This window comes from Paenibacillus sp. GXUN7292 (genome assembly GCF_050864975.1).
Lineage (GTDB): Bacteria > Bacillota > Bacilli > Paenibacillales > Paenibacillaceae > Pristimantibacillus.
Map to the genome: position 1 here is coordinate 157,436 of NZ_JBOZWO010000004.1, position 20,568 is coordinate 178,003.

General features: G+C 44.9%; 11 protein-coding genes. All 11 read right to left on the minus strand.

Annotated elements, in window-relative coordinates:
• Nucleotides 1–221: 221 nt before the first annotated feature.
• Nucleotides 222–737, minus strand: a complete 516-nt coding sequence (locus ACRRU2_RS05980) for a DUF3189 family protein (protein ID WP_432500409.1) — start codon at nucleotides 735–737, stop codon at nucleotides 222–224.
• Nucleotides 738–1,098: 361 nt separating this feature from the next.
• A complete protein-coding gene (locus tag ACRRU2_RS05985; protein WP_432500410.1) occupies nucleotides 1,099–1,590 on the minus strand; it encodes a hypothetical protein in 492 nt (163 codons plus the stop codon).
• A 190-nt stretch (nucleotides 1,591–1,780) separates the two neighbouring features.
• Complete coding sequence (locus ACRRU2_RS05990; protein ID WP_432500411.1) at nucleotides 1,781–5,620, minus strand: TIM-barrel domain-containing protein; 3,840 nt, start codon at nucleotides 5,618–5,620, stop codon at nucleotides 1,781–1,783.
• Between the two features lie 54 nt (nucleotides 5,621–5,674).
• Complete coding sequence (locus tag ACRRU2_RS05995; RefSeq protein ID WP_432500412.1) at nucleotides 5,675–8,956, minus strand: TIM-barrel domain-containing protein; 3,282 nt, start codon at nucleotides 8,954–8,956, stop codon at nucleotides 5,675–5,677.
• Between the two features lie 99 nt (nucleotides 8,957–9,055).
• Nucleotides 9,056–12,463: a TIM-barrel domain-containing protein gene (locus ACRRU2_RS06000; protein WP_432500413.1), complete on the minus strand. Its 3,408-nt coding sequence runs from the start codon at nucleotides 12,461–12,463 to the stop codon at nucleotides 9,056–9,058.
• Complete coding sequence (locus ACRRU2_RS06005; protein WP_331698430.1) at nucleotides 12,463–13,284, minus strand: carbohydrate ABC transporter permease; 822 nt, start codon at nucleotides 13,282–13,284, stop codon at nucleotides 12,463–12,465. Before ACRRU2_RS06005 ends, ACRRU2_RS06000 begins: the two co-directional genes overlap by 1 nt.
• On the minus strand, nucleotides 13,277–14,182 hold the full coding sequence (locus ACRRU2_RS06010; protein WP_331698431.1) for a carbohydrate ABC transporter permease: 906 nt from the start codon (nucleotides 14,180–14,182) through the stop codon (nucleotides 13,277–13,279). Before ACRRU2_RS06010 ends, ACRRU2_RS06005 begins: the two co-directional genes overlap by 8 nt.
• A 66-nt stretch (nucleotides 14,183–14,248) precedes the next feature.
• Nucleotides 14,249–15,577 carry an ABC transporter substrate-binding protein gene (locus ACRRU2_RS06015; protein ID WP_432500414.1) on the minus strand — a complete coding sequence of 443 codons (1,329 nt, stop codon included), beginning with the start codon at nucleotides 15,575–15,577 and terminating at the stop codon, nucleotides 14,249–14,251.
• A gap of 114 nt (nucleotides 15,578–15,691) precedes the next feature.
• The gene (locus ACRRU2_RS06020; protein WP_432500415.1) at nucleotides 15,692–16,726 is read right to left on the minus strand and encodes a LacI family DNA-binding transcriptional regulator; all 1,035 of its coding nucleotides are present in this window, start codon (nucleotides 16,724–16,726) and stop codon (nucleotides 15,692–15,694) included.
• Between the two features lie 337 nt (nucleotides 16,727–17,063).
• Entirely contained in the window at nucleotides 17,064–18,080 is a 1,017-nt protein-coding gene (locus ACRRU2_RS06025; RefSeq protein WP_432500416.1) for a MerR family transcriptional regulator, read from the minus strand.
• Nucleotides 18,081–18,155: 75 nt separating this feature from the next.
• Nucleotides 18,156–20,546, minus strand: a complete 2,391-nt coding sequence (locus tag ACRRU2_RS06030) for a hypothetical protein (RefSeq protein WP_432500417.1) — start codon at nucleotides 20,544–20,546, stop codon at nucleotides 18,156–18,158.
• Nucleotides 20,547–20,568: the final 22 nt, after the last annotated feature.

A 20,568-nucleotide genomic window follows, 5' to 3' on the forward strand; every position in this document is an offset into this window, starting at 1 on the left:
AAATAAGGCTTCCTACATCCGTTAGATTTAAAATTGAGCTGATTTCCTTACAATAGCACTTCCTACAACCGTTAAATTCGGAATGAACTGATATGCCGCGACATCCACTACAAAAAAGAGAAGATGCCCAGCCCTCGGAATACTCCTAATTCGAAAGGTTTGTCCACCACTATCTCACCCCATCCCAAATAAAAAGCATCCTTTCCCGGATGCGCAATGTTTTATCCTTTATATATTTTGTTTTCTAGAATAATAATTTGTTCCTCATTAGCGGATATCCCTACTTGTTTAGTATTCTCAACCAACCTATAAATAGTATCGCAGCATTGTTTAGCACCTAAAACCAATAAGGGGACACCTATGAAATCAATTTTTAATCCCCTTGAAAAAAAACCACCAATTGACATAACGAACGGTACAGTTGGCGAGGTATTTGAAAATACTATTTTTTCTTGAAAATGGTGTTTACTCTGCAGTAATAGGCTTAAATTTTTTAATGCTGGAACAACAAGTTTTGAGGATTTCCTGCCTATTGTAAATACTGAATCTCCATTTTCATCTACCCCGTGAAAAATAAGTTTTCCAAAATCATCTTTATTCAATTTATTGAAGTAATTTACATTCAATATTTCTTCTTTAGTTAGCTTTCGTTCTGGATGTGGAATTTGTTTCAAGTGATAAGCAGCTGCAAGAGACGTTGTATGCGTCCCCCCATAGTCATTATAGATATAGATCATAAAATCATCCTTTATTATTTTCTATTTCTATTATGGTCATTTCTGCATGTCTTCAATCTATGTTATAGAAAATTGCAATATACAAGCTGATATTCAATAGGCAAAGAACAAACGATGCGATGTTATTTGCGGTGCGGTCATTAATGACCGTTAGACCCAAAAAACAGTCTTTTTGTTGCATATGCGGACACTTATGACCATTAGAAGAACATTCCGTCGAATTTTCTAGTTTTTTTCCCGCTAACGGATATTTCTGTCCGCTAGAAAGTGGAAGTTCGCGAAAAATGAGCGCTAACGGTCATCAGTGTCCGCATCATCAGGATCAATTCGAGCTCAACATGCTTAGCTAGATTTAGCTTGCTTAGGGCTTAGCGGTTGTCTCATCCACATATAAAAAATTATGAATCCATTTTGAAGCGATAACTTCTTCTGTCTTCGGATTGACCATCTGCAATTCAATGAGTTGATGCTCGGGATTAAGGCTCCTATAGAGCTCGCCAATCCCCTTCGTCGCGTGCAAGTTTTCCCCACTTTGAAATACATCGCCTGCTCCAATCTCCATTCCATCATGACCCATCTTTTCATACGAAGTATATTGTTCTAATCCTAAGTAGTCCTGCAAAATTTTATCATGAATCACAACGTTAACATGGAAGGGACCAGTGCTTTCTTTCGTTTGATTAATAATTCGATATTCTATGCTGAGCAAATCCTCATCAAAATACTCATCGTTTAATGATACAAAATTAACACTTGCATCGCCGAATAAAATACGCTCTCTATCATTTCTATCCTTAGAACAACCGATTAGCACTAGCAGAGAAATCAACACGATAATGATTTTATTTAACATATTGTTCAACTTCCTCCTTTACCCGCCTCGTAAAATCGGATATTACCGGACCCCACTCTTTGCCAAAAGCTTGCCTTACATCTATTATAACAAAAAACCACTTATTACTTGTACCACCACCAAATGTAAGACAAATTGGTTGCAGTTCAAAAATAAGTGGTTTTTTGAGAGCTTCTTTTTCTATTACTAATTACTGTTTGATTACACGCACATTATCGATTTGCAGCACTGTACCGCCTGGCGAGTCCACATAGAAGCCGACATCTATTACTCCAGAGGTAACATAAATGTTGTCAATACTAATAAACCTCCACTTAGCGTGGTGAGGGATATTGTAATCAAGCCGGCTCCCGCCATACTGATCCACTTCAGCCCTCGCAGTCGTTGCTCCATTGCCGCTTAGTCTAACCCATGCTTCAAACTTGTAGTGACTATTATTAACCGGAACATCAACTAATTGATGAATGCTCTGCTTATAAGCACCCGGTGCATGGAAGTATGCTCGTTTAGAGCCTGTACGCGCAGACTCCGGCGGATTCATACCATTGCCGCTGTCAATTCCATAAGCAGTCGCATTGCCTGCCGGATGCCACTCTGTCCAGTTGCTGCTTGACGATTGCGATCTTTCAAAATCACCATTATCGAGCAAATTAAGTTCGGATTGAGGCTGCGCAATCGCAGACTTAGACAGTACAAATCGATCAAGATTTACATTGCCGCTATCCGAGCTGTCATAAGCAAACGCAATCGTATTCAAGCCTGCTTGCAGCGTTAAGCTCTGCGCTGCTTCCATCCAGACATTCCAGTTATTTCCGCTCGAAGACAATATGTTTTGCCTGATTTTAATACCATTTACATAGGTGCTGATCGACTTATTCGACCCGCTTCCGTTCGCATAGCGCAGCGAAGTGCTATATACGCCTGCTTCCCCGACATCTACCGTAAATTCTACCTTGGCTCCTGCAGTCAGCATATTATCTACAAAAGCTGTACCGGAATAGAACCAGTGATTATCGTTTAGCGCAGCGCCGCCAGCCAGCTTCCCTCGCTCCAGCTCTACTTTATACTGCACCGGAGTAAAAGGCACTTCTATATAGTCAATATTTACATTGCCGCTGTCATTCGCTTCATCAAAGTAGCGGTACGTAATTATATTGCGGCCCGCCTCTAGCGGTAATCGCTCCTGCTTGTTCCCCCAAGTGCTCCAGCTCGCCATATTTGGAAGATCGGTCGACTTGATTCTCTCGCCATTTACAAAAATACTTAAGCTTTTGCTTGAACCTGTAGCATTGGCATAACGAAGATCGATATCGTAGTCGCCTGCTGACGCTACATCCGCATAGAAAGTAACTGCTGCATTGTTATGGTGCAGCCCTTCAACGAAACCTGTGCCAGAGTAACCGCTATGACCGCTGCTTACGGTTGCCATTGCTGCTAAAGAAGCGCCCGTTAAAGAGCCCTGCTCTCCTTCATATCTGATGCTATGCTGTACAACCGTACTGGAGCCAATCGCCTGAATATCAGAAAGCGCTGCTAGACCCGCAGCAATCTTAACATAAGTAACCGGGCCATAAATATCCCTTCCTTTGCTCCAGCCGTTGCTGCTGCTTGCTTCCAGCTGTGTCAAAGAAGCATACTCCGTTAGATTAGCGCCATTATGTTTAACCGTCTCTGCGCTCTTATTATGAAGCTTCAATATATACTGGCTGACATCAGCGTTAAAGCTTCCATCCTTGCCATGCACCTGTAAATTATAGCCAGCGCTGCCTTGGTCCTGAGCTGTAATTAGCTGTTTAAAGAAGCTGCCGCTCTCATATTGATAGGATTGGCCGTCATCATCATAGTAAGTAAAGGAAGTCCGCTCTGCTGCTGGAAATATGTCAACTTGAACGGTATCCACTGCCTTTTGATCGACATAATTGAGCACCTCCTGCGAAGGAATAATAGCTCCTTGCTTAATAAAAATAGGCATATCCGTCCACGTGCGATCGTTGAGACTATACGTAATCACTTGACCGCCAGTATACGTATTTCCGCGGAAATAATCTGTCCATAAGCCCGGCGGCAAATAAATGGACTTCGACTTTTGGCCCTTGTCCAAAACGGGAGACACTAATAAATAATCGCCGAACATCCATGAATCCGTAATATTGGCGGCATTAGGATCGCCAGGATAGTCAAAAATCAGCGGTCTTACCAAACCTGCGCCTTGCTCATAAGCTTGCCGCTCATAGCTGTACATATACGGCAGCAAGGAATATCTTAATTGAATGGCGCTTTTGGACACTTCCTCTGCTGTCTGGCCATAATACCAAGGCTGACGCTGCTGATTGTAATTGCCGTGCAGTCTCGCAACCGGTGTCATTGCCGCGAATTGCATCCATCTTGCATACAGCTCAGGCATTGGATTGCTGATCGTTCCATCAGGCTGATTAAAGCCTCCTGCATCCATTCCCCACTTCGCCTGACCCATATTTATAGCCGATAACATAATTGGAGCTTGCTCCTTCATTCCTGTTGCCCAAGAAAATAGCTCTCCCTTATAAAACTGCGAGCCGATATCGCCTGACCATAAAGATGTCGCATAGCGCTGTGTGCCGGGATAATACGTTCGGCCTGTTTGCCATACACGTTCATCACCATTTGTATATTGCCGCTGCCCCTCATACATAGCCTGTGACCAATGCAAAGTCGAATAGTTGCCGAACCAGTATTGAGCCGCTCCAGATGAAACTTTATCCGTTTCGTCATTCCACCAGCCGACAATACCTTTGTTGTATGCATCTATGCTGCTGTTCCATAACCAGCTGCGTACAGCCGCCTGATAAGGATCAACGCTTCGCACGGTTACTGGAATAAAATAATCGGTATATTCCCCATGTCCCGGATACCAATAGCCGCCTGCTTCCGCATCATAATATTGCAAGGTGCGGGCGCCGCCAAAATCTTTTGTTACAATACGCGGCTTTGTGATGCCTATAAGCTTCATCCCTTTGCTGTCCATTTCATTTTTTAATGCAGTCGTAGCGGCACTCGGAAAGTTGGTCGTGTTCCATTGAAATTCACCGTAATTGCTTTCACCGTATTTCTTCCAGTCATAGTCAAGCGCATAAGCGTCGAGCGGAATATTCGATGCGCGATAGCGGTCAACCGATTGCTTTAGCTCACTTTCATTAATGCCCCACTCAAAGTTGCTGAGGCCAAGCGACCATTTTGGCATCATTGGTGCTGCACCTGTTATTTTGGAATAAGCCTGCATAATATTGTAGGGATCTCCTACCATAAGATAAAACTCCACATTGGACTTGGCATAACGGCGCCCCTCTACAGGCGTTCCGCCATAATAAAACTCCAGCTTGCCTGTCGCAGATTCGGTATAAGGATAACCGCCATCACTGTCTACCAATAATCCATAGCCTGCCGTTGACCATATAAACGGACCGCCTGCATCCCCCTGCTGTCCCGCATGAGCCGGATGCTGATTATCACTGCGCAATATGCCCCCAACATCCTCCATCGCATCGAAGCTGCGGATCCCGTACATATTATGATTCTGATCATGCTGGAAACGAACGCCGTCATGGAACATACCGCCGCTTGACGGCTCCCAGAGCAGTGTCGTCCCGTCACTCTTCTTCAACGTCAATCGGGCTGGTGTTCGAGTAATTTCCAATCTCAAATCGCTTGTAGTGACCACAATAGGATCACCGGTACTATCGATTGCAGCCCCCACGGAGCTCCACGTCACATCTGGATCAATGATAGGCGTGCTGGCGCTTGATGCAACACCGTTTGGACGATAATTAAACTTCAAAATATTTTGCTCAGCGGCTTTAATTTCCAAAATATCGTCGCCGGGCTCCGGACCATTATCAATCGTTAAAGTAAGTGTATCCGGGGCTGTATCGACATTAATAATATTGCCTAGCGCTGCAGCAAATGCCTTGACAGGGGATGCAGGCAGCATCCCCATTTGAACCATCATGGCAAGCAGCACGAAGCAGCTGACTACTCGCATCCTCACTCGCACAGCTTTACACCTCTTTTTCTAGTAAATGATTAACAGCTCATACCTCTATCTTCTTTAGCGAAGACGAATATAGTCCACATTAATCCCTAGCGTATTGCCGCTATCATACTGCAGCCGGATGATATTATGTCCTGCAGATAGATTTACTGGCAGTGTCACAGTTTGCCAGCTGCTCCAGCTGCTTGTGTCTGGCAATGCCGCAGTGGCGGAATAGACGCCATTCACATACACATTGCGGGAAGCTGCGCCCCCGGCAGAAGTATACGCGATATCCAGTTGATGAGCGCCGCTGTTCGCAGCAAACACATCAAATTCCACGTAATCGCCCACCGTTTCAAAACCGTCAACGAATCCTGAGCCTAAGAAGCCTGCATGGTTCGTATTCGTGCTCACTTGATGGTGAGCTGCATATTCTGCTTCATATTCAGCCTTGGCTGTACCGGACAGCATTACCGTACGCGTACTCGTACCAGCTGCTGCTTTTACATAGACGAACTTATCGGCGGCATCATAATACCAGCCTTGCGCAGCAGCATGTAAAGCAGCCTTGCTGCTATACTCTGTCACGCCTGCATTGTTAATTGTCACACCAGACGGCTTGGATGCAAACACCTGAAGGGTGCTGTGCATATCCATTGACGGCAGTGTTGCGGTCACTTCTCCCGTTGCATAGCTTTCATTCACTTGAATTTGCTTCACGGATTTGCCTACCGGGCCACCACCAATATCATCCTGCCAATCATATGCGCTACTGCCTGAAGGATAGATTCTGAAAACGAGATTCGTATACTGATCCAAGCTATTGCCTATTGCTCCTGTTAATTGATAGTCAGCATTCAGATTAAGCGGAATAATAGCTCCGGCTTTTACAAACACAGGAATAGAATCAGCATCAGCATAATACGCTATCGTCTGATTGCCCGGCCGCTGCGCGCCATAGAAGAAGTCAATCCATTCTCCTTCAGGCAAATAAACATTTTTAATGTTTGTACCGCCTTCCACAATAGGCGCAACAAGCAGATTGCTGCCAAACATATATTGATATTGCAAGGAATGCGTCTGATTGTCCTGAGGATATTCCAGGCTCATGGCACGCATAAACGGTACCCCTGTCGCACTTGTAGCAGCTGCTTCACTGTAAATATAAGGCAATAAATTCATGCGCAAATTCGTAAACTTTCTAAAGGTATCAATAATAGAAGTGTCATTACCGTTGCGGGCAGCAGCGTTCCAAGGTGTCCGTTCCTCGCTTATTGCAGGGTTGGCTTTTTCAGAGTGAATTTGCATAATAGGCGTAAATGCCCCCAGCGCCACAGAGCGTTTATACAGTTCTGCGGACGGATAATCGCCTGTAAAGCCGCCGACATCCCAGCTCCAGAACGGAACGCCTGACAGATTAGCCGATAACCCCGCCTTCAACGCCTGCTGCATCGTATTAAAGGAGGAATCCTGATCGCCAGCCCATAGAGCCGGATACTGCTGAATGCCGGTCGTCCCTGCTCGGCTAAAGGACATGGCATCAGGCTTATAAGATTTGGCAAAATCATAAAATGCTCTTATATATTCATTAGGGAATTGATTTCTCATTTCATCGCCTTTTTTACCGTTATAAAACGTAGTGTCTCTGCCCCAAATAATTTCTCCGCCATCGGTTTTAAAGCCGTCTATATTCATATCCTCCAGCAAATATTTCCGCTTGGAGAGCCACCACTCTTCAGCAGCCGGGTTAGTGAAGTCGGGCACCAGACTGTTGCCAAACCAGCCATTGGCAGGAATACGGTAATCTCCGCCCTGGCCATCCTTCACATTATAATTTTGCGATAGCATATAAGCTGTATCATTATCCTTTTGCTCGTATGCATACGGCGTATATTTCTGCGAAGGATTTTGCCATAATAGCACCTTTAATCCAGCGTCATGAAGACTGTCAATCATGGCCTTTGGATCTGTCCATTTGCCGCTAAAATTAAAATCGGCAGCTGTAAACACCTGATTGCCTGGCTTTGCTGTATAGGTCGCATCATTCCAAATGTAGAAGGTTTCCTCATCGCTCCATTGTTCTAACACGATTGCAGTCGATGGTATCTGATACGTATCCAGCTTTGTTAGCAAATCCATTACTTCGGTTTGGCGGTCCCACTCATTAGCCGACAGCCATAGTCCAAATCCCCATTTGGGCGGAAGCTGAGGCAGCGCCACATTTTGAGCATAATTGGACATCACATCCTTCATATCGCTTCCAGTATAAATCGTATAGTCTAATAAGGATTGGGGACTGCCGCCCGTATGAACCGAAAAACGGTATTGATCGCTTGGCACTCCGCTTGATGCCATTTCAAATTTTGAATAATACGTGCTATTAACGAGCAAGCCATAGTTTTTTGTGCTCACAAAATATGGAATAGCCATGTAGGTTTTTTCATTCTGATTCAAATATTGATTGAATACATAGTTTTCAATTTCCTGGCCGCGCTTGCCAAGCTCGCTGTAACGCTCTCCAAAGCCATAAAATTGCTCATTGGCAGGGGTGCTGAAATGATCTTGAACCTGATCAATAATGGTGGTGCCATTGGTCAGCCAAGACATGGTGCGGCTTGTAGCCGGAGAGGAATGCTCTGTTAATAAGGTGGTGCCATCTGCGTCGTAAATGCTCATGCGAAATGGATTTTTTTGAATGCGTACAGTCATGCTGGATGTTTTTATATCGTAGTGCGAAGCTGATTCATGGATCGTGTAAACGGCTTGGCCACTTGCAAAATTTCCCGAGCCATTAGGCGATAGCTGAACTCTAACTGTTTCGCTATTTTCAAATAAGAGGTTTAATTGTGGGGTGAAAATTCCGGTATTTGCTTCTCCTTGAAACTGGATACGATTGCTGAGATTCATATAACTATTAATTTTTGTCAGGCTTTCCCAGTCGGTTACCGTAAATTGATACGGCCCAGCCGATTTCGTATTTGCTCCATTTTGGTTGGCATAGACGGTGTATTCGATACGATCTCCTTTATTAAAGCTGCCAAGCGCAGCTTCCCAGTACGTATCGCTGGAGGAATTATATTTCCATGCAGCTCCGATAGGCGTTTGCGGTGTGCCATTACGGCTCCATTCCACCCAAACGGCTTGGCCCGGTTCAATCGGCCATGTATTCATTTTAATAAATACTTGCTCGCCAGCCTTCGGATCACGAGGATACCGTTCTGATTCCTGCACTGTGTACAAATCGTCATCACCATACGGATCATGCCATATACCACCCAATGCCATTGCCGGTACGCTCATGGATGTGAGCAGAAGGATGGTTAAAAAGCTGATCAAACCAGTACGAAAAACTTGCACAGATCATCACTCTCCCAAATTTAAAATGGAATAAAGACACCTGATGCAATTCATGATGTATAGCGGGGAAGAGAGCAGCGCCTCTCCCCCGCCAAGCAGCTAGCAGCATTGTATCGTTTGCCGGCCTAGCTTTAAACGCAGCAGTAAATCATTGCCTCTGCGCATAAAACATCCTTCATCTAATTGATCCTCTCTCGTAACTTCAAGAAGATTAGTTCCATCTATTGATAAATAACTGCTTGCAGCCGCCTGCTTTAGCCATAATACAGGGCTGCGCGGTCCTGATATATTGGCTTGTATGTGCATCACTGCTCCATCTGTCTGTACGGAAAGCTCGGCATGATAAGTTCCTTCTTCGGAAAAAGTATAATTAATTGCTGACATCACGTATGCGATCAGCATAAGCTCATGATCAATTTCTATGCTGTTCCCAACATAACTGGCAAGCTCCAGATCCCCGGATACATGCGCCGGAATAACAGAATCAGCACGAATATAGACCGGAATTTCCTCTAGCGCTGCGGTTACTTCCAGGTATTTCCCGCCGGCTATTGGAGCAGCATCATGATCCATCAAGCTAACCCAATGGCCTGCCGGGAAATATATATTCAGTTCCCTCGCTCCTTCTTCCAGTACAGGGGCTACAAGCAGCGCTTGGCCAAACATATATTGCGTCTCTATGCGGTTTGCGATTGGATCCTGCGGAAAATCAAAACATAGCGCCCGCATTAAAGGCTCGCCTGTAGCAGCGCTTCGCTGCGCTTGCTCATAAATATAAGGCAATAAATTCATGCGAAGATCAGCATATTGCTTATAGATATGAAGTGCCTCAGGAGCATTTCTTCGCTCGGCTATATTCCATGGCGTACGGTCCATATTGTACTGGCCTTTGCTTTCGGCATGGTACTGCATAACCGGACAAAAGGCTGCCATTTGCGCAGATCGTATAAACAGCTCAGCAGATGGGATTTCGCCAGAAAATCCTCCTAAATCCCAGCCCCAAAACGGAAGGCCCGACAAACCGCTGCTCAGCCCGGCAACTAGGCTTGCCTTAAACGCGGCAAAGGTCGATTTCTCATCCCCCGCCCAATGCATTGGCGTTGCCTGTGCACCCGAGTATCCTGCCCGGCTGAACGTGATTGCTCCTCCTGGGACGAACTGATTCGCAAATTGATGGAAAGCATTAACGTAGGTGTTAGGATATTCATTACGCATTTCTGCACCGCTGCGTCCATCGTGAAATTGCAGGCTGGTGCCGTATATACATTCGCCGCCATCGGTTTTAAAGCCGTCAATACCGAGCTCATCAAGCAAATACAGGCGTTTTCCAAGCCACCAGCCGGCTCCTGCTTCATTGGTAAAGTCCGGCACCAGACTGCCTCTAAACCACTCAAAGCTTGGAATACGATAAGGCGAACCGTCTGCTTCCTGCACCATATAACCCCGCTCAAGCATAACTGCTTCATCCCTGTCATGCTGCTGATGCACCAGTCCTTCCATATACTTCATAACCGGCGCTTGCCAGAGCAGCAATCTCAGCCCGTCTTCATGAATCCGGTCGACAAGCCCCTTCGGATCAGGCCACCTTCCCCACGCGGGGAAAGTAAAATCATTGTATGTGAAGCGTTCTTCCCCGCCCTTCCCCTCATACTGTGCATCGTTGAAAATATAAAAGGTTGCTTCGTCGCTCCATTGCTCAAGCACGATTACTGTTGCGGCAATTTGGTGTTTTTTATTTTGCTCCAGCTGATATCTCGTTTCCTTATCGCTATCCCAGTTATTGCTGCTCATCCAAGGGCCAAAAGCCCATTTGGGCGGCAATTTAGGCAGGGTCGTAATATGGCAATACTGCTTGATCTGCTGAGCAGGCTCGCCAATTAGCCAATGCCAAACCAGTTCTTGCTGCTTGGGGGATATATCCGCTTCTATTTCCAGCTCCGCTGCCTTTTTCGTGCCAAAACGGTAAATCGAATATAAAGAGCTTTGCAGAAAAATGCCGAAGCCATCCCCGCCTATTGCAAGCGGTATTGGAATATAGGTTCGATGCCCTTGATCCTTATACTGATTATAAACATAGTTATCCAGCTCGCCTTGCTCGTAGGAAAGCTGTGAGAACCGTTCCCCCATCCCGTACCAGCGAGAGTCTTCGTTTATTTCATAGATCAGCCTAGCTTTCACTGCTTTTCGCTCTCTATTTTGCAAAATAGTTAATTTGGGGAGAGGAGATTGCTGATTGCTGCTAAGCATTAGCAGATCTGAACGCTCTTTTTCTGCCAAACTGTTGGCGCTGCTATGAAAAGTAAGCTCATATTGCACTCCCTTAGCGGGATTGGCAGTAACGCTCAGCCTGGCATAGGTTGCCCCATTTGCCGGTGCATAAGAATATACCGTGCTGGCTCCTTGCAGTTGTACATGAAATGGCTGAAAACTTTCCCAGCGATATACCTCGTAGCTATAGATTTTGGATTCATAAATACCCGATTCATGAGCCGCATCAAAGTAATAGCTGACCTGGCTATATGCGGGCGCGCTCGGAATAACCGCCTGCCAGAATCCCTCCTGCTCCGCTGATGCCGCCGCCACAAAGGACATTTCAACACTCTCATAGGAAGCTCCGTCCAGTGTATAATGAAGGTCAGCTCTGTCCATTTCATAAGGACCGCGAACGATCATTTTTATCGTGACATCATCCTGCTCCAGCACGGTTCGGGGATAGCGTTCATTTTCCTCTGCAAAATAAGGGCATTCGCTGCCTAAAGGCCTATGGTCAAAGCCGATTTCATCACTTTCCCGATAAAGCGTCAGCAAGCTCTGAACCGCTTCTACAAATGGGCTGTCCTTGCCAGATTGCGCGGCTTGGCTGTACAGCTGCCCGGCCTTGGCTAGCTTGCCGCATTCCGCGTAATACCAGCTGAATATTGCCGCTTCAACGCCAGACAGCTTCGCATCGTCAATTGCCTCCAGACCCTTTAATAAAGCCAGGTCGCCAGGCGTAAAAAAGCCAAATGGCACGGTTGCAAGCACAATATCCGCTCTAACCTCCGTCGTTCCCTGCTCGCTGACCATAGCGATGCCATTCATGAATGTAGCAAATAGCTGATCTCTCATCTCCTTGCTTGTGCGAAGCGCTGTATCTGATACAAGCATAAAGCCGGCGGATCGCAGCGCGGCGTAGTGAAGCGCCACCTGGCTTAAATATACGCCCTGACGGTCTCCATACATCCAGTGAACAGCAGGCTTGAACCATCCGGCACTTATCGCATCGATACAAGCCATAATCTTATCCTTATAGCGTTCTGCAAGTCTATCATCCTTGGACTGCTGTGTATATTCGCCCAGCAGCCAAAGCCAGCCGGATAAATCCGTCAGCAAGCTTTCTTCAGGCTGCAACGACCGCTCCGCTTCCTGCAGCAGGGCGGACGCTTCGCTCCAACGCTCGCATTTGACATCCATATATCCCATTAGCATCTGCTGCCCAATATATGTAGTCGATTGTTCGTAGCTCATTATTTAACGCCTCCTAGCTGTAATCCCTCTTTAAAAAATTTCTGCGCAAACAGATAAACTAGCAAGATCGGAACCATTGATATTAAGCTGCCTGCCATTAAAATATTGTACTTGCTGGAGAACTGCCCATTTAATTGCGCAAGGGCAAGCGTGAGCGTCATCTTCTCCTTTTCCGACAATACAATTAAAGGCCAGAAATAATCGCCCCAAGTTTCCATAACAATTAGTACAGCAAGTGTCATCACGATCGGCACGCTTAATGGAATAATAATCTTGCGGAACATTTGAAAATGGGACGCTCCGTCCATATAAGCGGCATCTAGAAAATCGTCATGAATCGTTTTGATGTGCTGGCGCAGCATAAATATTGCAAACGCATTGAAAATAGAAGGCAAAATCAAGCCTGAATAGGAATTAATTAGCGACAGCTCCTTTAAAACTAGAAAAACAGGAATTGTCGTCACCTGAGCAGGCACCATCATCGTAGCCAGAAATAAAGCAAAAACGATCTCTCGCCCCTTGAACGACACCTTCGCGAAAATATAAGCGGCCATTAAGGAAGATATTAATCGAACTGCTGTAGTCGCCGCTGTAATAAAGGCGCTGTTCAGCACCGCTTTGCCGAATGGAAATAATTCAAACAGCTTCGTATAGGCTGAGAAATTAATCGGATCTGGAATCCACTGAATCGGAATGCTCATTAATGCGCCTTCTGTTTTGAGCGAGGTGCTTAACATCCATAGAAATGGCAATAACGCAAATACAGCTAATATAATGGCAATCACATAGTAAAGGAGTGAGTTGATCGGTTTTCTAACCATCGTAATGCACCCACTTTTTCTGAAGTCTCAATTGAACGAGCGTAAATACAAAAATGATAATGAATAAAATCCAGGAGAAGGAGGATGCATAGCCCATCTTATGATAGTTGAATGAATAGCGGTAAATCCGCTCCACCATAACCTGCGTTGAGCCGTATGGTCCTGCATCAGTCATAATCATGACCTGCGGGAACAATTGAAAGGAACTGATGATGCTGATGATCATGACGAAAAAAAGAATAGGTGTCAGCAATGGAATCGTTATATGCATCAGCTTGCGAAAGGCATTAGCGCCATCGATTTGCGCCGCTTCATAATAGGTTGGATTGATGCCTTGCAAACCGCCTAGCAGAATGAGCGAGAAATAGCCCAAATCCTTCCACACGCTGGCAATGACTATGCCCGGCATCGCCCAGAACGGATCCTGCAGCCACGCAGGGCCGTCAATTCCAACAAAGGAAAGCAGCTGATTGACGGGGCCATAATCTTTGCTAAGCAGCCATTTCCAAATCAATGATGCCGCTACCCATGAGGTAAGCACCGGTATAAAGTAAACGACACGGAAGATGCCAACTCCGCGCTTTTTCTGATTCAAAAGCACAGCCGCGAGGATCGACATGACGATAATAAGCGGAATGTACAGGATGATAAACGTGAATGTGTTGCCTAAAACCTTCCAAAACTCTTCGCTTTTTAATATTTCTACATAATTTTGAATACCTATTAAATTCGGAACCCCTTCATTAAGATTCCATCTATTCAGCCCGTTCCAGTCTGTAAAGCTTATTAGAAAGGAATAAATAATCGGTATAATACTGAATACGATAAGACCTGCCAGCGAAGGGAGCAGAAAGGCGAATATAATTAACCGTTTTTTTAGCTTCGAGTTACTTTTCATTATGCACCTCTTTATATGCATACGAGCAGCAGGATCCTCTCCTTACTGCCCGTATGAATGCATGAATTATTGAAGCTTGATTTTGCTTTCCAATTCCTTTTGCGCATCAGACAACGCTTGCTCCGGCGATACTACGCCTTGGGCAGCCTTGGATAAATGCTGGGAAAGAATATCGTTCATTTCGTTAAACTGTTCAATGACTGGAGGTGTCATTAAGTAATTCAGCGACTCAAATACCGCTTCGCGATTTTCTGGCGGCGTTATTTTCAAATAGTTTTCTTGTACAGAAGCAAATGTAACTGCCGGCAGCTCCCAGTTTGCATCTACACGGATTTTTGCCGCTTCTTCGCTTGACGACATAAAACTAATCCACTTGAATGCCGCATCTGCAACCTTCGACTCCTTGTTAATAACGTAACCGTTGGAGAAGAAATGCGTAGCTTTTTGTACATTGCCTGGTTCTACTGCGATATCCCAGTTGAAGGATACATTCTCAACAAAGTCCGGAAATGCCCAGATTCCAGTAATAATCATGCCCAAACGGCCGCTTTTAAACAGATCCCAGTCTCCCATTCCACTTAATTGCGCATCTGAAGCCATAATATTGGATTTATTGATGCGATCAGCCAAATGCTGCAATGCTCCGATATTTTCTGGTGAATTGACTGTAAAAGCTGTACCGTCTGCGTTCAGCAAGCCCCCGCCATTTTGCTTTGCGGCTTTAAAAAACTCGAAAAATTGTACGCTTTGGTGTACGCCAAAAATATCATTGCCCAGCGCTCGGATTTTCGCGCCAGCCTCGTCCATATCCTTCCAAGTCCAATCATTTGTTGGATAGCTTACACTCGCTTTATCAAAAAGATCCTTGTTATAAATAAGCACAACATTAGAGAAGCTCGCTGGCAAGCCATACTGGACGCCGTCCGATTGGAACGCATTCAATGCTGTTTCATACAATGCCGATTTGTCGATAGAAAATTCATCTAATGATTTCAAAACACCTTTCTTGGCATAAGAGAAAAAGTTTTCGAAGTTAAGCTCATAAGCGTCCGGCGCTGTGCCGCCGGCAACCCTTGTTTGCATTTGTGTAAAATACTCATCGTATCCGATTGTTTCGATATCTACTTTAATATCCGGATTCAAGTCTTCAAACTTTACCCTCATAGCCTCCAAAGCAGGTGCCGCATCACCTGCAGCAGAGAAATTTGTAAACTTAACGGTTACCTGCTGTTTCTCTTTGTTTTGATCAGTCGCTTTGTTTTGGTCAGTCGCTTTGTTTGGCTCACTCGCCACCGGTTTGCTGCCGTTATTATTGCTGCAGCCTACCACCATCGCAAGCACTACTATTACGGATAAAATAAAAACGGACTTCCTGCCTCTGAACATTCTCATCATCGTTAACCCCCTAATAATAATGAAATCGTTATTTCAGCCTTTATCATCAAACAGCATGCCTTGACCCTAGCCCCATCAAGGTTAACCGTTTAACTTCACAATGAAATTATGAACTTATATTTTCCGAACGGTGTTGCGAGAAACAACTTCCAGCGGGACTATGACCTGCTTTTCTTCCGCAGTCAGAACTTTTTTACGCTTGATTTGATCCAATAGCAGTTGTGCAGCTTGTTGCCCTTTGCTTGCGATATGCTGTCTTACTGTTGTAAGCGGAGGGAAAAACATATGCGCCCATGAAATGTCATCAAATCCAATGACCGAAATATCGTCAGGTACGATCAATCCATTCTCCATCAGGCCGCGCATGACACCAAACGCCATTACATCAGCAGTTGCAAAAACGGCTGTAATTTCGGGATAGTCTTTGGCGATCAAGCAGCCCGTATCATGACCATGCTCAAAGGAAACCGATTCACCGAAAACATAATCCGAGCGATAAGGAAGACCCGCTTCCTCTATTGCGCGCTTATAGCCAAGAAACCGCTTTTCTACAACACCATCTCGCCGGATACTGCCTGTCGTAATGGCAATATGCTTATGCCCATTCTCGATTAAATGCTTCGTAGCTATATAGCCGCCATGTTCATCATCGATGCCTACATTTGCAAAATATTGATCGTGAATATAACTGTCAACCAGCACGATTGGAATATTGGCCTGCTTGCATTCTTCATATAGCTCTTCAGGATAAATGCCGATAAGAATAGCGCCATCCAAATTTCGCGAGATCGATATATCCAGATATGATTTGCCTTTTTCAACTCCGGCAAGAAGGACATGATATCCGTCACTGCGAACTGCCGCTTCAATATTGCTGATCATTTCACTGTAAAAAGGATTTTGAAAAACTAGCTGCTTATGCTCTTCCGTCTGAGGAATGATGACAGCTATTAGCTGCGAAGTATTATTTACGAGCCCTCTTGCCGAAATGCTTGGAATATAATTTAGCTCCTTAATGGACTTATGTATGAGGGCGACAGTATCGTCGGATACTTTATGCGCTTTGTTGTTAAGCACGTAGGAGACAGCGGCAATGGACACATCTGCATGCTTAGCTACATCTCTGATCGTTATTTTTTTCTTTGACATCTTTCTGCTCCCTTTAGTTAACCGTTTAACTACAATATAAAGGGATTGCATTTTATTGTCAACAACTTTTTTGTAGCGCTTTCATTGGAAGCACGAAAGAATGGCTCCGCCGTCCTTAAATGTAGAAAAGCCAACCGGAGCTGATTGGAGCACTTACATCACAATTTGTAACGGACACAACTGACCGTAACAGCCTTGTCTCCGCCTTTTTTGAATTGTAACGGCCACAAATGTCCCTTACATAGCTTTTTGCTCTTTAAGTAGATGATTTGGTCATCTAAAGGTCACCAGTGACCGTTACAATTAGTTTCTCGCCATTTTCGCCAGCTAAAGGTCATTAATGTCCGTTCGATTTCAATTGCTCGTAAATGCGTACTGCCTCTTCCCGTGTTTGTGCTGGAGCAGCAATCAGCAAATCTGTTGTAGATTTATGGTCGCCCAGCTTCGGCTCATACGCCCAGATGGCTAATTGTTCGAAATCTTTAGTTATTCGAATCAAGCCAAGCGACTCAAGCTCCGGCCTGCCATCAATAACCGTAGAATAAGTTAACACGCCCCAGCCTTGCTGTATCGAATCAAAAAAAGTTATGCCTAGCAACTCATACGTTTTCGTATATTCATAGTTATCTATAACAAGCGATCCTGCAAATCTGGGGCTCGTAAACCATCTTTTATACAGCTTTCCTTGAATACTGATCGAAGTAACTTCTGAGTACGTCTCGTCGTTAATCCGAAATTGAACCGCCGGGAGCTCCTTGTCTATCTTTTTAGGAATGCCGGACAGCAGCACAACTGCACCGAATAATACCGCTATACAGCCTAGTATAAGGATAGCCTTTACAACCGGCCTCGTTATATTTTGAACCTTATCTCTTATTTTTTGTGCAGCCAAAAAATCAATATACGCCTGTTCTTTTTCTTCCTTCGTTTCACTGTCAAATCTCGCAAAATTAGGATACACATCAAGCTGAGGCAGGCTATAATGACGCGACACATCGGATAAACGCTCCACAAGCTCTGATACGCTGTCAACCTGCTCCTCTATTGCCTGATCAATTGCCTGCACAATATCCGTTTTTTGTTGCAGCTCCTGCTTAAGCGCATCACGATGGTGAACAAGTATACTGCTCAACTGCTGCGGAAAATCCATCATCTGAATAATATCCTCAATGCTGAAATGCAGCTTTCTCAGCTCAGCGATCCATAACAATTGGCTGACATCCTCTTCCGAGTAGTCCAAATAATTTCTTCCATTTATTATTTCAGCTTTAGGATGAATCAGTTGTCTTTCAACATAATAGCGAATTGTTCTTTCGGTCAAACTCGTTCGTTTGCATACTTCCTTGATTTTCAAGTTGATCAGCTCCTTTATGGCGTGATCGTAGCATCTTACGTAACGGAAGTGTCAAGCGAGTTCCATTATTTTTATTTACTTTCTCATTTTCAGCTTCAAATGAACATTAGACACCTTCGGCGAGTAGCTGCCATTATCCGTATACAAGCCAAGACTGTACTGAACGCGGTCAAAATTTCCTTTCAGCTTTTGTCCGTTAACAACTTCAACCCAATCATTCCAAGCGTCATTGCCTGCTGTCCTCGTCCTAATCCAACCTTTTACCGAACCTGCCCCTATAGAAGCTGTACTTTCCTCGACTGACTGCAGGGTGGCTTCGTCCCATGACAACACAGCTGACTTCCCGCCCTTGGCTTCGATTTCCTGTGATTGGATATAACCATGAGGAACGTAAGGGTTGAACACCTTCTGTGTATAGGTCATCTCGCCAGTAAAGGTTTTGCCGTCCCAGCCCTCCGGCTTCATAAAGCTTGCTTCATGCGTCTTTGCATTTTCCGCTATTACGTACAGCTTAAGCTGCTTAGCTGGCAAATTCCCAAGCGTGCTTTTTTTAATTTGAACCTCTATTTCATCGCCAGCCTCGTTAAGCTGGTAGATTACTTTATCGGTGCCCAGCCATTCCCATCCATCATTGCTGCGAGGATCCTTAACAAAACTATTCCATTGGTACAATCCGTTGTTCGTCATTCTGAATTTTGCCCAAACATCAGGCGTTTCCCACCAGGAGCCCTTATAGCCTTCTTTGTCATCATTATCCGTATCCAAATAAATATGGTAATAATATTCCGGTTCTGAAAGCTCATCCGCACTTAAATGAATACCGCCTGCCATCTTTATTTTAATATACAAATTGCTTTTGTCGTCCGTCACCCATAGCCCGTTCATATTCTGCTCGCCATACAGCATATCGCTCTGCTGCCAATCGGTCATGCTGCCATCTATCGTTATAGCTTGCTTATAGTAATAGGGCGGTTCCTCCCTATCCCATTCGTAAGTGTGCTTGGCCGTATTAATCGACGCGATACCGCCTGTAAAATAACCCGTTACCGCATCCCCGTCTTGCTCGCGCCTTAGCAGCATACCCAGCGGTTCTTCCAAAATGGCCGGATAATGGACAGTCTGCATTAATGGATGAACATAGTTCCAGCTGTACAAGCCGTGAATAGCTGAGCCGAGAAAGGTATAGTTGATACGATCCGCATCCGAACTCTCTCCATAGCTGTGCGTCAGCACTTTAATAGGTGAACCGTCACTGCGCACTTGCTCGCGAAGATATTTCAGCTGACTATTATTATAATTCCAATCGTATGGGTTCGTGTCCGCTTCATCATTCGACTCTTCCATATTCCAATATGGATAGTTATAGTTGAACGTCAGCCTTACCTGCTCCATCATCAAATCGCTAGCGCCATCAAATTCAAATCTCAGCTTCACATATTTTGCCGTCTGATCTATGCCGTTCCAGCTTCTGGCCTCTCCCTTCCAAAGCTTTGGCAGCTTCGTCCAAACAGCCTCATCGAAAGGCAAGGAATTGCCTGTCCACGCCCATATAGAAACCGTCTCATCACTGCCGCCCTCGCCAAGCCACTCCAAATAGCCCCATTCATTCATCGTCTTGTGATCTTCCCGATCTGCAATTTTCTCCAAATCGACTATGATCTCCATGGCGCCTTTTTCGCCGCCTATCACCTTTCCATTATCCACATGCGCCGTGCCTTCGAAGGACCAATCTGCAAACCGTCTTCCGTACGCGGCTGCTCCATTGGAAGCCAGCTGCCTGGCGAGCGGGGTTGCGCTGTCCCATTTCACTTGATTCGTAGTCCAATAGCTCAAATAGCTTTCCCATAAAAAGTAATCACCAAGCTCCGCAAAGGAACGTGTCCCGTTAATGATGCTTTCCATGCCAAGCGAACGAATATACTCTGTAATTTCTTTTAGGTCATTATAAAATACCTGCTGCTTCTCCGAATCTTGCAAATCCGTATGAACCCAATAAGCAATATCGCTTTCGTCCAGAAATATCCCGTCAGCCAGTCCTTCATCCTTGAACGATTTAATCGTATTTTTTGTCATTTCAAGAAATTCAGCTGTATTTTCATAACGTGAGCCGAAATAAACGTATTGGAACACTTTTGTCCCTTGCGCTCTCACCTTCGCAACGGTTTCTTTATCTTTATCCAGCACGACCATAAGATCATATACCGAATAATCGGAAATCCCGCTATACTTCAGCTCCCCGTAATAAACGATAAACTGATGCGGCTGCCTGTACTTTTGACCCAGCTCATAGAACACGGGAGATACATGATCAAGCGTTTCGGAAGAGGCTGTCATTTTAATGCCAGGGGCAACTAAATAATCACTGTTAAGCGCTACCTCTACTTCCTCCAGCTTCAGCTGGTTATATATAAGAACTGCAATTAGCAGTACGATGATTGCAAAGAATGAATAGATCAATTTTTTCATACGATCCTCCTTACTAAATATT

Excerpts from the sequence above, each read along its gene's own strand:
- ACRRU2_RS06030 (WP_432500417.1), bottom strand. The coding sequence starts at position 20,546 with ATGAAAAAATTGATCTATTCATTCTTTGCAATCATCGTACTGCTAATT.
- ACRRU2_RS06005 (WP_331698430.1), bottom strand. The coding sequence starts at position 13,284 with ATGGTTAGAAAACCGATCAACTCACTCCTTTACTATGTGATTGCCATT.
- ACRRU2_RS06015 (WP_432500414.1), bottom strand. The coding sequence starts at position 15,577 with ATGATGAGAATGTTCAGAGGCAGGAAGTCCGTTTTTATTTTATCCGTA.
- ACRRU2_RS06000 (WP_432500413.1), bottom strand. The coding sequence starts at position 12,463 with ATGAGCTACGAACAATCGACTACATATATTGGGCAGCAGATGCTAATG.
- ACRRU2_RS06020 (WP_432500415.1), bottom strand. The coding sequence starts at position 16,726 with ATGTCAAAGAAAAAAATAACGATCAGAGATGTAGCTAAGCATGCAGAT.
- ACRRU2_RS05980 (WP_432500409.1), bottom strand. The coding sequence starts at position 737 with ATGATCTATATCTATAATGACTATGGGGGGACGCATACAACGTCTCTT.
- ACRRU2_RS05985 (WP_432500410.1), bottom strand. The coding sequence starts at position 1,590 with ATGTTAAATAAAATCATTATCGTGTTGATTTCTCTGCTAGTGCTAATC.
- ACRRU2_RS06010 (WP_331698431.1), bottom strand. The coding sequence starts at position 14,182 with ATGAAAAGTAACTCGAAGCTAAAAAAACGGTTAATTATATTCGCCTTT.